This window comes from Jeotgalicoccus halotolerans (genome assembly GCF_003387165.1).
Taxonomy (GTDB): Bacteria; Bacillota; Bacilli; order Staphylococcales; family Salinicoccaceae; genus Jeotgalicoccus; species Jeotgalicoccus halotolerans.
In genome coordinates this window covers 619,464-634,986 of record NZ_QUMW01000009.1, presented here as the reverse complement: position 1 = coordinate 634,986, position 15,523 = coordinate 619,464, and the positions used below count along the sequence as shown (strand labels likewise).

Here is a 15,523-nt window from a genome sequence, read left to right as displayed (position 1 = left end):
GTAACTTAAAGCGTGTTGGATCCCCATGTGGAATTGACGTGGTAATTTAACGTGGTTTGGATTCCCATGTGAGATAGACGTGGCAATTTAACGTGTGTTGGGTTCCCGTGTGTGATTGACAAGGTAATTTAACGTGGTTTGGGTTCCCATGTGAGATAGACGTGGCAATTTAACGTGGTTTGGATTCCCATGTGGAATTGACGTGGTAACTTAACGTGCTTTGGGTTCCCATGTGGAATTGACGTGGTAACTTAACGTGCTTTGGGTTCCCATGTGAGATTGTCATGGTAACTTAAAATGAAAAGACAAACAAATTGCGGTAAGTATTTTATCAAATCAACAACGTCCATAGAACAATCTACAGATACCTTGTCAAATCAACGACTTCCATAGAACACCAACACCAACCACCCATCGGCCAAAAGAAAAACACCGGCACACAATATACCGCTGTTTCACTCTAAATCTGTTCAGCCATAAACTGAACTGCGCGTTCGTAAATTTTGATATTGGCTTCAGATACTTCCTGGTCGAAGTTGTGTGTTACCGTATCGACTTCGACAAATTCACTAATCGCCACAGTTTTAGCAAGTTTCCTGCTGAAAAACACCGGGACATCCGGATCGCCTTTGGCGTGTGCGATAAAGACCGGAGGCAGTGCTGCGAGATCGTCATTGGTCAGACGGTATTTATCGGATTCGGTATCGATACCGAGCGTTTCGGCCCAGTTTCCCGAATGCCGGTAGTATAAATAAAGCAGGTATCTCGGATCAGGCGGTTCGTTCACAGTCGTATAATCCCGTATATTATTCGACGCCAGTTCTTTTGTGAGCATATTTGATAAATGTTTTTGGTCGTGCGGAAGGTAATTAAAGTCGCTGTGGGTAAAGTTAAAATAGCCGTAAAAGTCTATCACACCTGAGATGTCGAAGTCCCTTGCCATGATTAAACTTAAAAAACCTCCTGCCGATCTCCCCATAATATATACATTACCGCGTTTCAAAGATGCCGCGTAGTGATATATGTGATGTAAGTCGGTAAAGATATCGTCGATATCAGATTCCGGCGCTAATCTGTAATCGGCAGTCAGCACATGGAATTTTTGTCTGAGTACCGCTGTATATTCTGAAGGGAGGTCCGTTCTTTCTCCGAACACAAGTCCGCCGCCGTGTAAATAAATCAAAGTGCCGAGCACGTCCGATTCATTTTGTGCGGTGCTCTCATACAAATTGCCAGAAAGAGTGTAAGTGTCAGTTTCTTTTATAGTTACTGCTGTCATAGGTTTGAGCCTCCTTTATTTACTTGTACTATTATACAGACTAATGAATTTTTGTGTATTTGTCTAAAGTGAATAATTTGAAAAATAATGATTGTTGGAACTGTCAATGCCCGAGGAGGCAATTAAATCTATAATTATAAATGAAATAATATGAGTGGAGTGGATAAAATAATGGATATTCGTGAAACCTTCCTAAAACTGGACAAACAGTTTACAAGTTACGGCGGCTTGGATCCGCGCGGAATCACACGTTTACTATATTCTGAAGAATGGCGTCAGGCAGTCGGTGCACTGCAGGATATCTTCAAAGAGAATGGTTTGGAAGTTTCCAGCGATGCAATCGGTAACGTTTCAGGCCGTTTAATCGGAAGTGAATTCCCGGATGAGACAATCATGAGCGGTTCGCACATTGATACAGTCGCTGAAGGGGGCCACCTTGACGGTCAATTCGGTATTTTAAGTGCTTTAATTGCTACACTTTACCTGAAAGAAAAATACGGACAGCCGAAACGCACGCTCGAAGTGCTGTCGATTGCTGAAGAAGAAGGATCACGCTTCCCTTATACTTTCTGGGGTGTTAAAAACTTCTTCAACCTGCAGAATAGCGACGATGTTAAAGACATTACAGATGACGAAGGTATTAAATTCGTCGATGCAATGAGAGACTCAGGATTTGATTTCAGAACAGACGATAAAGTCCGAGATGATATTAAAGCTTTCATTGAAGTTCACATCGAGCAGGGCCAAATCTTAGAAAAAGAAGAAAAACAAATTGGTGTAGTTACTGGTATTGTCGGTCAAAAACGCTACACAATTAACTTAAAAGGTGAAGCAAACCACGCAGGTACAACTCCGATGGGCTACCGTAAAGATGCAGTTGTGGCATTCACTGAAATCGCACAGACTTTAGTTCAAAAAGCACGCGAAATCGGCGACCCGCTCGTTGTTACTTTCGGCAGTGTTAAACCGGTTCCTGGTGTCGTAAACGTTGTTCCTGGTGAAGTTGAATTCTCCGTGGATACGCGTCATATCGATGAAGAAGAACTGAATGCATTTGCGAAAACTGTAGAATCGACAATTAATGAAGTTGCTGATAAATACGGCATGACTGCAGATATTAACCTGTGGATGGAACAGTCTCCAGGACTGATGGATGAGTCAATCGTTAAAATGATTGAAGAATCAGCTGAAAAAGTAGTTGGAGATTCTTACAAAGTAATGCCTTCAGGCGCCGGTCATGATGCACAGATCTTCGCAGGCTATATGCCGACAGGAATGCTTTTTGTTCCTTCAATCGGAGGCATCTCGCATAACGTGGAAGAAGAAACTGATATTGACGACCTCGTTAATGGTATTGAAGTACTGGCAGAAACTCTTTACAAATTAGCGTATTAATCAGCGGTTAAAGATTCTTATAAAATATTTGGATATTAAGAAAGGGAGATATAATAATGGGTTACTTAAATCATCAGCAAGGATACAGAGAAGGATTACTTGAAACACGTTCAATCGTTAAAAAGGATGAGTTCGCGGTACTTACGCCGGACGGACTTGTAAATAATGTCGTACCTGGATTTGTCGACTGCGATATGTCAATCCTCGGTTCACCGCGCATGGGCGCACGTTTCGTTGACTATTTAGTTACTGTTAAAAACGAGGGCGGAAACACTCAAGGCTTCGGCGGAGACGGCGTACAGACTTTCATGTATGTAGTATACGGAAACGTTACTGCAACAGTCGACGGAGAAACTTACGAATTATCAGAAGGCGGATATATTTACGTTCCACCACACCTTGAACTGACTTTTGTTAACAATAATAATGGTGAAGACAGCCGTCTTTTCCTTTACAAAAAACGTTACCAGGAAGCTAAAGGTGTCGGCAAACCTGAAATCGTTACAGGCAATGTAAATGACATTCAGGCTAAAGCTTACGAAGGAATGGACGAAGTGCTTGTACAAGACCTTCTTCCTGCCGATATTGCTTACGACATGAACTTCCACATCCTGTCATTTAAACCGGGTGCTTCACACGGCTATATCGAAACTCACGTACAGGAACACGGCGCTTACGTGTTAAGCGGACGCGGAATGTACAATCTTGATAACAACTGGATGCCTGTTGATAAAGGCGACTACATCTTTATGGGTGCATATGCGCTGCAGGCAACTTATGCAGTCGGTCTCGATGAGTCATTCTCATATATTTACTCTAAAGATGCCAACAGAGACGTTGAAATCTAATTAAACTATTCAGGAGGCAACGATATGTCAGAACAACTGGTAATTTCGAATTCATCTGAACTTCGCCGGTTATTTAAAGAAAAACTGATGCTGAATGGTATGCCGGAAGCTTACGCTGATCGTGCCGCAGACGTCCTCGTCTGGGCAGATGAGCGCGGCATTCATTCCCACGGTTCAGTGCGCATGCAGTATTATTCTGAACGCTGTGCAAAAGGCGGCTTCAATAACGAACCGGAACTTAAGTTTGAGAAAACCGGACCGTCAACTGGTGTCTATCACGGCGATAACGCTGTCGGCCACTACGTTGCATATGAAGCGATGGAAGAAGCGGTTAACCTCGCTAAAGAATCCGGCATCGGTGCAGTCGGCGTCAGCGAAATGAGCCACTCGGGCGCTATCGGCTACTTCGTACAAAAAGCAGCTGAACAGGGTATGGTTGCTTTATCAGTGTGTCAATCAGATCCGATGGTTGTACCTTTCGGCGGTTCTGATCCGTACTTCGGTACGAACCCGATCGCTTTCGCAGCGCCGCGCAAAAACGATACACCAATCGTTTTTGATATGGCAACGACAGTGCAGGCCTGGGGTAAAATCCTCGATGCACGCAGTAAAAACAAAGATATTCCTGACACATGGGCGGTTGATTCAGACGGCAACCCGACGACTGACCCGTATGCAGTAAATGCACTGCTTCCGGTAGCAGGTCCTAAAGGTTACGGCTTGATGATGATTGTTGACATTTTAGCGGGCAGCCTGCTCGGCTTAAACCACGGCAAACACGTTACAAGTATGTACAAAGACTTGAGCGAGTACCGCCGTTTAGGACAGTTCCACCTCGTAATCAATCCAGACTTCTTCAGTTCAAGAGAAGCGATGGAAGAAAAAATGGATACGATGGTTGATGAACTTCACGACAACAAGCCGGCAACAGGATTTGATCAGGTATACTACCCGGGTGAATTAATGGAAGCGACGAAAGCTGAATACGAAAAATCAGGTATTCCGATTCCAAAAGACATCTTGGAGTATTTAAAATCGGATACACCATATTAAAAGGTGAGGTTTTGTAAATGCGCGTATCAAAAGAAGAATTATTCAACTTAATGAAAGATAAACTTCAAAAAGCAGGCTTAAAAGAAGAGGCGGCGGCTGATATTAGTGATGTTTTAACATTTGCTGACCACCGCGGTATTCATTCCCACGGTGCAGTGCGCGTCGAATATTATGCAGAACGTATTGCCAAAGGCGGTATTACCAGCGACCCGGAATATAAATTTGAAAAGACCGGCCCGTCAACAGCTATATTAGATGGTGACAACGGTCCAGGTCATCAAGTTGCAAAACAGGGTATGGAGCACGCTATTGAAATTGCACGCGATAATGGTGTATCTGTCGTCGGCATGACGAACATTTCCCACTCCGGCGCTCTCGGCTACTTCGTTGAACAGGCGGCAAAAGAGGACATGGTGGCAATTTCTGTCTGCCAATCCGATCCGATGGTTGTGCCTTTCGGCGGCACAGAGCCGTACTTCGGTACGAATCCAATCGCCTTCAGTGCACCGACCAATGACGAGCGTATTATTACGTTCGACATGGCAACGACAGTGCAGGCCTGGGGTAAAGTGCTCGACGCCCGGTCTAAGGGCAATGATATTCCGGATACCTGGGCTGTTAACGATAAAGGTGAACCGACGACAAACTCAAGAGACGTTCACGCCCTCGTTCCTGTAGCAGGACCGAAAGGCTACGGCCTTATGATGATGGTCGATATCCTTTCAGGCAGTCTCTTAGGTCTGCCGCACGGAGTGCATGTATCGAGCATGTACAAAGACTTAACTGCAGGCAGACAGCTTGGCCAGCTTCATATCGTCATTAATCCGGCTTACTTTACGGATGTGAATCAGTTTAAGCGTCAGCTGTCAACTATGCTTGACGAACTGAAAGAACAGACACCGGCACCAGGATTTACAGAAGTCAATTATCCGGGAGAACGCGGCAAGATGCGTGCGGATAAGTACGATGAAGAAGGCATAGAAATTGTCGATGAAATTTATGACTACCTCGTGAGTGACGATATTCATTTTGATCGCTACCACGGCAAAAACAGATTTGCAGAATAAATATTAGTGGAGGTACATGATGTTATATACAATTATTAAAGAAAATACGTATCAGGATTCTATCGTATTAATGCTTTTAAGCCAGAAATTAAGCGCTATGGACGGCGTGAACAAAGCATCAGTTATGATGGGAACGCCTGCTAACAAAGACATTTTTAAAGGTGCAGGACTCGGTACTCCGGAACTTGAAACAGCAAGTGCCAACGATATCGCTATTGTAATCGATACTGAAGACGAATCAAAAGTTGATGAAGTGAACGAAGCAGTTGATACTGAACTTGCAGGCGAAGGCGGTTCTGACGAGTCTGCTAAGAGCAGTGAAGCTCACAACTGGAAGCGTGCGCTTGAACTTGCAAACAATCCGAACCTTGCAATGATTTCAATTCCCGGCACATACGCGGCTATGGAAGCTGAAAACGCACTTCATAACGGATTGCACGTATTCATGTTCAGTGACAACGTGGCAAAAGAAGACGAAGTTCGTCTGAAAGAACTTGCACACGACAAAGGATTATTAGTAATGGGTCCTGACTGCGGTACAGGAATTATCCACAGCGTGCCGTTAGCATTTACAAACACAGTTGCTGAAGGCGACATCGGTGTTGTCGGTGCATCAGGTACAGGCATCCAGGAAGTTACTACTATTATCGACCGTATGGGCAAAGGTGTAACGAACGCTATCGGTACAGGCGGACGCGACTTATCTACAGAGGTCGGCGCTGTAACTATGCTCGACAGCATTAAAGCGTTAAATCAGGATCCTAAAGTTAAGGTCATCACTGTTATTTCTAAGCCGCCGGCTAAAGAAGTACAGGAAAAAGTAGAAAGCTTACTGCGCAGCATTGACAAACCAGTCGTTGCTTTATTCCTTGGTAACAAACCTGAATATCAGGAAGAAGAAATTTATCACGCTTACACTCTTGAAGAAGCTGCAGTTGCATCAGTTCAGCTGTCAAATGATGAGAAAGTTAACTTCACACCTTCAGCTCAAGACAACATTAAAGCGGACTTCGATAAAAACCAAAAAGGCATCAAAGCTTATTACTCAGGCGGTACGCTTGCAAGTGAAGCAGCGATGATGATTAAACATTCACTTGGTGAAGAAGAAATTAAAGATGAAGGTTTCACATACAAATCTGCATCACACGAAGTTATCGACCTCGGTGATGACATGTATACACAAGGTAAGCCTCACCCGATGATCGACCCTGAAAAACGTATTCAGAAATTAGAAACATCTGCTGACAGTGAAGATACTGCAGTTATTATGCTCGACAACGTTATCGGTTACGGTTCACATGCCGACATGGCTTCTGAACTTGCTCCGACAATTAAACGCATTACGGACAAAGCAGCTTCAGAAGAGCGTTCATTAGTCGTTCTTGCAACTGTAGTCGGTACTGACAAAGATGCTCAAGGCTATGACAAACAGCGTCAGATTTTAGAAGAAGCAGGTGCGGTAATCTGTGATACTAACGATCAGATGGTACGTACAGCAATTGAATTAATCGACGGCAAAGTCGTTCAGCCTGAACTTGAAATCAAAGCATTCGACAAAGGTACTGAAGACCTTTCTGTAGACGATAAAATGATGAGCCTGATTTCTAACAAACCGAGCGTAATCAACATCGGTCTGAAGAGTTTCACTGAAGCAGTAGAAAACAGCGGAGCTGAAGTTGTTCAGTTCAACTGGCGTCCAGTTGCCGGCGGCGATGAGAAGCTTATGAAAGTACTTCAATTCTTAAACAATTATGAAGGAGAGAATGTATAATGGCTTACCAAACTATAGATGAAGCAAACAAAGCAGTCGTACAGAAAATGATTGGCTCAGCGCCTTTCTTAACAGATGTTGTACCTGCACACACTGTAATTCCGGAACTGACTGAGCATGTATTATTACATGCCGGACCTCCGATTAAATATGAAAACATGACTGATCCTATGCAGGGTTCATGTGTCGGTGCTATTCTTTTTGAGGGATGGGCAGACGACGAACAGGGTGCACGTGAATTGCTGGAAAACGGCAAAATCACTTTCATCCCTTGTCACCACGTAAATGCAGTAGGGCCAATGGGCGGTATTACTTCAATGAACATGCCTGTTGTAGTTGTTGTTAACAAAGAACACGGCAACGAAGCTTACTGTACTTTAAACGAAGGTATCGGTGCGGTTCTTCGTTTCGGTTCTTACAGCGACCAGGTTCTTACACGTCTTCACTGGATGAAAGATGTACTTGGCCCGGTATTATCAAAAGCGCTTAAAACAATGGACGAAGGTTTAAACGTCAACGTTTTAGTTGCTAAAGCGATTGCTATGGGTGACGAATTCCACCAGAGAAATATCGCAGCCTCACTGGCTTTCCTTAAGGAAGTTGCTCCGGCAATTACAAGCCTTGAAGATGTTGAATTAGAAAAACGCGAAGAAGTTATGCAGTTCCTTGCTGACACTGACCAGTTCTTCTTAAACGTGGCAATGGCTACAGCTAAAGCAATGACTGATGCTGCGCGTACAATTGAACACGGTACAATCGTTACAGCAATGTGCCGTAACGGTGAAAACTTCGGTATCCGTATCGCAGGTATGGGTGATGAGTGGTTCACAGCACCGGTAAACACACCTCAAGGTCTGTACTTCACTGGTTACTCAGCTGAAGATGCAAACACGGATATCGGTGACTCTGCGATTACTGAAACAATCGGTGTCGGCGGTATGGCGATGATTGCAGCACCTGCTGTTACTCGCTTTGTCGGTTCAGGCGGTTTCAACGATGCACTTGAAACAAGCAATAACATGGCTGAAATTACAGAACAGGAAAACCCTAACTTCATTATCCCGACTTGGGATTTTAAAGGTGCACCAACAGGAATCGATGCGCGTAAAGTAGTTGAATCAGGAATCCTTCCGGTAATTAACACAGGTATTGCACACAAAGTTGCAGGATTTGGTCAGATTGGTGCCGGTACAGTTAACCCGCCAATCGAATGTTTCGAAAAAGCAATTACAGCTTATGCTGAAAAACTCGGGTTTAATGCATAAATGATATATGAGTCAAGTGCGATCGGAGAGATCGCACTTTCCTTGTTAAAAACAAATAAAGCAATGCGTGTGCACAGTATTTTTAACAATGGTTTTAATATTGTTAATGACAAGAATGAGTTAATCTTTATCGGAACAAATAAAAATGGTTATTTTCCATTTGGAATTACGATAGATCAATATACAATACATCACATTAAAGAAACGCTTAAAGTTAATGATACCGTCAGGCTGACTAAAAATGGCGTAAATCATAACGATTTTATGCTGATGGTAAATAAGGCTGAACTATATGCTTATAAAGAAGTGACAGAACGGGCTGATATTAGTACAATTAGAAAAGTTGTCGATGACTATGACTTCACAGATTATGATGGAGGCGATTTCAATCCCGCAAAGCTCTCGTCGATTATCGATGATCTTGCTGATGACAGCGCGGATTTTCCGCTCGCTTATTTAGCGGGACGGGGTATCGGGCTGACGCCGTCAGGCGATGATATTATTACAGGTATTCTGTATGTCGATAAGCTCCAGCCGTTTATCGCCGAGAAGCATCTCTTTGCACTGGATCAGTATATTAGTCAGACGGTGACGACAATTGTCAGCGAAAATTTTATTAAACTGGCGTTAAAAGGAATATTCAGTACACGTATTACAGCAATTGGTAATGAGCCGTCACAGGAAAGTGCCGATGAACTGCTTGAGCTCGGCTCAAGTTCAGGGCGCGACACGCTGTACGGTATTTATATGACACTAAATAGGAGATGAAAGAATGGGTAAAAAAGTAGTATTAGCTTTAGGCGGAAATGCAATTTTACAGCCTAAACAGGAAGCAACATTTGAAAACCAGTACCAGAACGTGGTTAATGCGGCAAACCGCATGGTTGAAATTTCAGAAGCAGGCCATAAAATCGTCGTTACACACGGTAACGGTCCGCAGGTCGGCAACATCATCGCTCAAAACGAAGCGGCGAAAGAAGAAATTCCAGCAATGCCGATTTTCGTCAACAATGCTGAATCTCAAGGGATGATCGGCTACATGATGGAATCTGCCCTTAAAAACAGACTGGCTGAAGGCGGCGACAAAACAAACGTTGTTACACTGCTTACAATGGTAGAAGTCGACAAAGACGACAAAGCTTTCGACAACCCGACTAAACCTGTCGGCGTATTCTTCACAGAAGAAGAAGCTAAAAAAATGACTGAAGAAAAAGGCTATCAGATGGCTGAAGACGCAGGCCGCGGATTCAGACGTGTTGTACCTTCTCCTGAACCAAAAGTTATCCACGGTGTTGAAGAAATCAAAACACTGATTGAAACATCACTCGTTGTATCATCAGGCGGCGGCGGTATTCCTATTTACCGCGACGACAAAGGTCAAATCCACGGCGTTGAAGCTGTAATCGATAAAGACCGTTCAGGCTTAAAACTTGCACAACAAACTGAAGCTGACGTATTCATGATGCTGACAGACGTTCCTAACGTTTATATCAACTTCGGTAAAGAAAACGAGCAGAAGCTTGAAGAGATTACTGTTGAAGAAGCTGAAAAGCACGTTGCTGACGGACAATTCCCGGCAGGTTCTATGCTTCCTAAAATCGAAGCGGCAATCGCATTCGCTAAACACGAAGGCAAAGAAGGCATCATCTGTTCATTAGATGAAGCAGTACTTGCACTTGAAGGTAAAGCGGGTACAAGAATTAAATTATAAAGTATGTAAAAAGCTGTGAAGACTCAGTCTTCACAGCTTTTTTGTGCCGTCTTATAATAAAGTTTTGGTCGTATTTTTATTGATTATCCATCTGATTAAAAGTCCGAGACCGATGAGGACTCCGGCATAACCGAAAATCGGATAGAAGAAATTAACGAGATCCACAAAGCCGACAAACGTTAAAATATATCCGATAACGAGAGATGTAACCAGCCAGATCTTATATTTTTTGGAATACGGTTTTGTAAAACGTGCTAAAAATGCATACAGCAAACCGACGACAGTATTGTAAATCAGTAAGATAATAATAATCGAGAATACAGTCCCGAAGATCGGATGAATAGCATTTGCCATAACAAGTGTCGGCAGCGCTACACGGTTTGCCTCATCCAGTACTGCAAGCATTCCGGCATTGAGCAGAAACAGCATAATAAGAAATATTATTCCGCCGTAGACTGCGCCTCGCCGTGCGGTAAATTGTTTATCAGCATCAGCTCCCATAATAGACAGAAAGCTGAAGGCGACACCGATAACGACGCCTGAGTAGGTGATTGCATCGAACCACCAGAGACCTGTCGGTGTGCGGCTGATATCTGCAGCCTGATTCACCTCGCTCTGGACAACGTCCGGATTGAAAATATTAACCAGTGAAATGATTAATACTGCAATAATTAAAAACGGTGTCACTGCACCGAGTACAGTAACAATTTTGTCGAAATCCAAAAGCAGTGTGAAGAACACTAAAAATAACAGCACGATGGAACCGATCCAGGGTTCGAGACCGAAACTCTCTTCAAAAGCCGAACCGCTTCCCGCAATCATTATAATTGCAATCCCATACATAAAAAAAGCAAAGATATAATCGACCAATGTACCTGCAGTTTTCCCAAACAATTTATGTAGTGGTACTTCATGAGAAACTACATCGTATCTGTATCCAAGCTTGGCAGTCTGCCTGCTCATAAATAATACGCAGATTGCAGCAACTGCTACACCTGCAAAACTCCAGAGGCCAAAACTGGTGAAGAACTGTAAAACTTCCTGACCGGTAGAGAACCCCGCACCTACAACAATTCCCGTGTAGGCAAAAGCAAATTTAATTGCATCTTTTTGTGCTTGCACAAAAATCTCCTCCTAAATTAATAACACAAGTGAACATACTAACACAGTTGGACTTTTATCAGTACCGTAAATGTGTAATAAGTAATATAAAATTTAGTGGTAATTTCTGTAACTATATTTCAGTAGTGATATTGATACAGTTTTGCAATTTTTGTAAGTTGTTTGGCATTTATGATTTTTGTACAGCGATTTGCTGTATAACTGATATAAGCAAATTTATATTGGAGGCGGATAAATGTTCTTGAATCCGAGACTTAAATCCCATGATTTATTATTTTACGATGCGCTTGAAAAAAGGAGTGAATTAACGAAGCAAGAAAACAGAAGACATGCTGCAACGTTGAAAGGTTTTGAGGGAGAGTGTTTATACGATGAGATTTTTAATGATGTCGGACACGGTGATGTCTTAGTTTACCGGGACCTTTATATTAAAATCGGAGAATCTGTTACCCAGTACGATGCTCTCGTCATTGATGATGAAGGAATCGCTGTAAACGAGATAAAGAACTACACGGGAGATTACAAGGTTGAAGGCGGTGACTGGTACCGAGCCGGACGGAGAATATCAGAAGATCCGGTCGCTCAGTTAAACCGTGCCGTCGGAAAACTGATTGGCTTGAGGAATGCTGCTAACAGCAGCTTTCGGGTCAGCGGTAAACTGATTTTCCCGAGCGATGATTTTTATCTGCATACCGACGACAATTCCCTTTGGAGTAAAATTGTTGTGCGTTCCGATTTAAGAAGATATTTCAGGCAGTTCCGAGGCGGGAAAATCGGTAATAAATCACAATTCATAGTCCGGCTTTTGAGTGAACACATTGCAGAAAATCCCTACTTTAAAAGTGATGTTGATGAGACGCGGCTGAGGAAGGGAGTGTACTGCGAACAATGTAGCAGTTATAACTTGTTAAAAACACGTTTTCATTTCACTTGTACAGAATGTCAAAGTAAAATGACTAACGAAACACTTCTATTACGTGCGCTTAGTGATTATAAGTATCTTTTTTATGGAAAACCAATGACGAGAGTCTCATTTATGAACTTTATCGGACACAGTCTCACATTTAAAGTTGTATACAGAATTTTATTAAAGCATTGTTACGTGGATAGAAAAGGAAAGAAAACGACATATACTTTTAAATATCGTAATTTTGAAGAGGCAATATCGAAAGCAGAGCTGTACTTTAAATATAAAGACCATCTGAAGGGCTGAGCTGATTGTTGGATTCTCATGCGGTTTTGACATGGGCAACGAGCAGCGTTTGAATTACCATGTAGTTTACACATGGGCAACGAGCAGCGTTTGGATTCCCATGTAGTTTACACATGGGCAACGAGCAGCGTTTGAATTCCCATGTAGTTTTGACATGGGCAACGAGCAGCGTTTGAATTCCTATGTAGTTTACACATGGGCAACGAGCAGCGTTTGAATTCCCATGTAGTTTTCACATGGGCAACGAGCAGCGTTTGAATTCCCATGTAGTTTTCACATGGGCAACGAGCAGCGTTTGAATTCCCATGTAGTTTTCACATGGGCAACCAAGATTGTCACTTCCTCACACCCACCCATCAAAACAGCCCATCCGCACAAAGCGGATGGGCGATTTTTATCTTCTACAGTATTTAAAGCAGTTTTTTCTTCGTATTCTTGTTCATAATCCAGCGGATGAACAGCGAAAGTGAGATTGCGAGTCCGATATAGCCGAGGATCGGGTAAACGATATTGACAAGTTCGACGAATCCGACGTTGGCAATTATAAAGGCTGCGATAAGCGAGACGATCAGCATAATTTTATACTTTCCGGAATAAGCAGTGGTGAAGCGGGTCAGGAATGGATACATTAAACCGACTACTGAATTGTAAATCAGCAGAATGATAATGATTGAATAGACTGACCCGAGCCACGGTGCCATATTGTCCGCCATTTCCATGGCCGGCAGCGGCACCTCGTTTGCTGTCGGCATTACTGACAGCACACCGACATTAACCAGCAGCATTAACAGCATAATAATCAGGCCGCCATAAATTGCACCCCTGCGGGCAATTGCGTGTCTCTGAGCTTCAGATCCCATAATCGATAAAAAGCTGAATGCTGTCGCGAGTGCAAGTCCTGCATAAGTAATCGCATCGAACCACCAGAATGAACTTGGGGTGCGTGACGGTTCCACATAGTTATTGACCTCAGAGTAGGGAACGTATGGATTTAATATGTTGTAACCGGTAATAATAACCACTGCGATAATTAACAGCGGCGTAATTCCGCCTATAATATTAACGATCTTATCGAAATTAAGCAGCAGTGTGCCGAAGGTTAATAGTATAAGAATCAGCACGCCGAGCTGCGGATGTATACCAAAGGCCTGATTAAAAGTAGCACCGCTCCCTGCAATCATAACGACCGCGATACCGTATAAAAAGAATATTAAAACGTAATCGATGACCAGGCCGAGTTTGGCACCGAAGAGTACCCTGAGCGGCGTTTCATGTGATTCGGCATTCAACCTGAAGCCGAGTTTTGCCGCCTGTCTGCCGACGAACATTAAAATCAGCGCCGCCAGTATAATTCCTAAAATACTGACCAGCCCGTGACTGGCAAAAAATTGCAGTACTTCCTGTCCTGTTTAGAATCCGGCTCCAACGATTATTCCGGCATATGCAAAGCCCATTCGCCATGAAGCACGGTTTTTACCTTGTGACATAATTTCATCTCCTGTATGTTGTTTACATAACTTATATAAACTATTAGAAAAAAAATAAACTTTATAAGCGGAAAAGATATCAAAAAATCCTGCAGCTGCCGGGAGGCAGTCACAGGATTAATCATCTTATTCATCTTCGTTATCCGACAATTTTTCAGCCAGCTTTCGTGCCTTAAGTTTTAAAAATACCCAGCGAATAGTCAGCATTACTCCGATAGTCATGCCGACATAACCAAACAGCGGGTAAATAATATTAACGAGCTCGACGAAACCGACATAAGTGCCGAAGTAGCCGATAATCAGCGAGGCGGCCAGCAGCATTTTGTATTTACCTGTCCCGGGTTTTGTAAAACGCGCGAGGAAAGGAAATAAAAAGCCGACGATAGAATTATAAATTAATAATATAATAATTACCGAGTAGGCGGTACCGAGCCATGGTGACACATTTACTGCCATCTGCATCGTCGGCAGGGCCACGTCGTAAGCGTTCGGTATGATTGACAGTACCCCGAAGTTTATCAGAAGCATTAACAGCGTGATTAAGAGTCCACCGTAAACCGCACCGCGTCTGACGATAGATTGGCGGGCGGATTCAGATCCCATTATTGATAAAAAGCTGAAAGCGGTTGCCAGCGTAAAGCCGGCATAAGTAATAGCGTCAAACCACCAGAAACCAGTCGGTGTTCGTGATACATCGTTATACTGATTGACTTCCGACAGCGGGACCACCGGATTCAATATGTTATACCCTGCAATAAAAAACATTGCAATGACCAGCACAGGAGTAATGACGCCGATTATGGAGACGATTTTATCAAAATCCATTAATAATGTAATAAAAGCAAGTATAATCAGAATGATTGCGCCAACCTGCGGATGAACACCAAAACCTTCGTTGAAAGTTGCGCCGCTTCCCGCAATCATTACGATCGCAAGACCATAAAGGAAAAAAGCGAGAATAATATCAACGACGAGGCCGAGTTTTTTTCCGAATAGTGTATTCAGCGGCAGCACGTGGGATTCGGCATGTGTCGAGTAGCCGAGTTTTGCCGCCTGGCGTCCGATAAACATTACTGCGAGCCCCGTTAAAATAACACCGATAAAACTGATAAGTCCGTAACTTGCGAAAAACTGAAGTACTTCCTGTCCTGTTGCAAAGCCGGCACCTACAACAATACCGGTATACGCAAAGGCATATTTCCAGGAAGCACGACTTTTACCATTTGCCATGATTCCAACTCCTATTTCTGTATGTTACTGATTATACCCTTTTTTCTAAAAACTTAACAAAAGATTTACTGCCGAATACAGC

13 protein-coding genes are annotated in these 15,523 nt (G+C 43.1%); 9 read left to right on the top strand and 4 right to left on the bottom strand.

Features of this window, described 5'->3' with window-relative positions:
• Nucleotides 1–460 precede the first annotated feature (460 nt).
• Nucleotides 461–1,279 (bottom strand): alpha/beta hydrolase, encoded by an 819-nt coding sequence (locus DFR63_RS04430; protein ID WP_115884568.1) that lies wholly within the window; start codon nucleotides 1,277–1,279, stop codon nucleotides 461–463.
• 171 nt (nucleotides 1,280–1,450) lie between these two features.
• On the opposite strand from DFR63_RS04430, the gene allC reads away from it, so the two are divergent.
• From allC to arcC, 8 genes are read left to right on the top strand one after another with little or no spacing between them, the layout of a single operon-like run.
• On the top strand, nucleotides 1,451–2,674 hold the full coding sequence (allC, locus tag DFR63_RS04425; protein WP_115884775.1) for an allantoate deiminase: 1,224 nt from the start codon (nucleotides 1,451–1,453) through the stop codon (nucleotides 2,672–2,674).
• Nucleotides 2,675–2,730: 56 nt separating this feature from the next.
• Nucleotides 2,731–3,522 carry a (S)-ureidoglycine aminohydrolase gene (gene allE / locus DFR63_RS04420; protein ID WP_115884566.1) on the top strand — a complete coding sequence of 264 codons (792 nt, stop codon included), beginning with the start codon at nucleotides 2,731–2,733 and terminating at the stop codon, nucleotides 3,520–3,522.
• Nucleotides 3,523–3,546: 24 nt separating this feature from the next.
• A complete protein-coding gene (allD, locus tag DFR63_RS04415) occupies nucleotides 3,547–4,575 on the top strand; it encodes an ureidoglycolate dehydrogenase (protein WP_115884563.1) in 1,029 nt (342 codons plus the stop codon).
• A gap of 17 nt (nucleotides 4,576–4,592) precedes the next feature.
• A complete protein-coding gene (gene allD / locus DFR63_RS04410) occupies nucleotides 4,593–5,642 on the top strand; it encodes an ureidoglycolate dehydrogenase (protein ID WP_115884561.1) in 1,050 nt (349 codons plus the stop codon).
• A 19-nt stretch (nucleotides 5,643–5,661) separates the two neighbouring features.
• Nucleotides 5,662–7,413 (top strand): acyl-CoA synthetase FdrA, encoded by a 1,752-nt coding sequence (fdrA, locus tag DFR63_RS04405; protein WP_115884558.1) that lies wholly within the window; start codon nucleotides 5,662–5,664, stop codon nucleotides 7,411–7,413.
• On the top strand, nucleotides 7,413–8,678 hold the full coding sequence (locus DFR63_RS04400; protein WP_115884555.1) for a YlbE family protein: 1,266 nt from the start codon (nucleotides 7,413–7,415) through the stop codon (nucleotides 8,676–8,678). The genes fdrA and DFR63_RS04400 overlap by 1 nt, the downstream gene beginning before the upstream one ends.
• Complete coding sequence (locus DFR63_RS04395) at nucleotides 8,679–9,446, top strand: oxamate carbamoyltransferase subunit AllH family protein (protein ID WP_115884553.1); 768 nt, start codon at nucleotides 8,679–8,681, stop codon at nucleotides 9,444–9,446.
• A 4-nt stretch (nucleotides 9,447–9,450) separates the two neighbouring features.
• The gene (gene arcC, locus DFR63_RS04390; protein WP_115884550.1) at nucleotides 9,451–10,389 is read left to right on the top strand and encodes a carbamate kinase; all 939 of its coding nucleotides are present in this window, start codon (nucleotides 9,451–9,453) and stop codon (nucleotides 10,387–10,389) included.
• A gap of 51 nt (nucleotides 10,390–10,440) precedes the next feature.
• Here the strand turns inward: arcC and DFR63_RS04385 are convergent, their stop codons facing one another.
• The gene (locus DFR63_RS04385) at nucleotides 10,441–11,511 is read right to left on the bottom strand and encodes a YkvI family membrane protein (protein ID WP_115884548.1); all 1,071 of its coding nucleotides are present in this window, start codon (nucleotides 11,509–11,511) and stop codon (nucleotides 10,441–10,443) included.
• A 235-nt stretch (nucleotides 11,512–11,746) separates the two neighbouring features.
• Here DFR63_RS04385 and DFR63_RS04380 point away from each other — a divergent pair, with 235 nt between their 5' ends.
• Complete coding sequence (locus tag DFR63_RS04380; protein WP_115884545.1) at nucleotides 11,747–12,724, top strand: nuclease-related domain-containing protein; 978 nt, start codon at nucleotides 11,747–11,749, stop codon at nucleotides 12,722–12,724.
• A gap of 410 nt (nucleotides 12,725–13,134) precedes the next feature.
• Here the strand turns inward: DFR63_RS04380 and DFR63_RS04375 are convergent, their stop codons facing one another.
• Both DFR63_RS04375 and DFR63_RS04370 read right to left on the bottom strand, forming a co-directional pair.
• Nucleotides 13,135–14,052, bottom strand: coding sequence for a YkvI family membrane protein (locus DFR63_RS04375; RefSeq protein ID WP_245954125.1), 918 nt, complete (start codon nucleotides 14,050–14,052; stop codon nucleotides 13,135–13,137).
• A gap of 285 nt (nucleotides 14,053–14,337) precedes the next feature.
• Nucleotides 14,338–15,441 (bottom strand): YkvI family membrane protein, encoded by a 1,104-nt coding sequence (locus tag DFR63_RS04370; RefSeq protein WP_115884543.1) that lies wholly within the window; start codon nucleotides 15,439–15,441, stop codon nucleotides 14,338–14,340.
• Nucleotides 15,442–15,523: the final 82 nt, after the last annotated feature.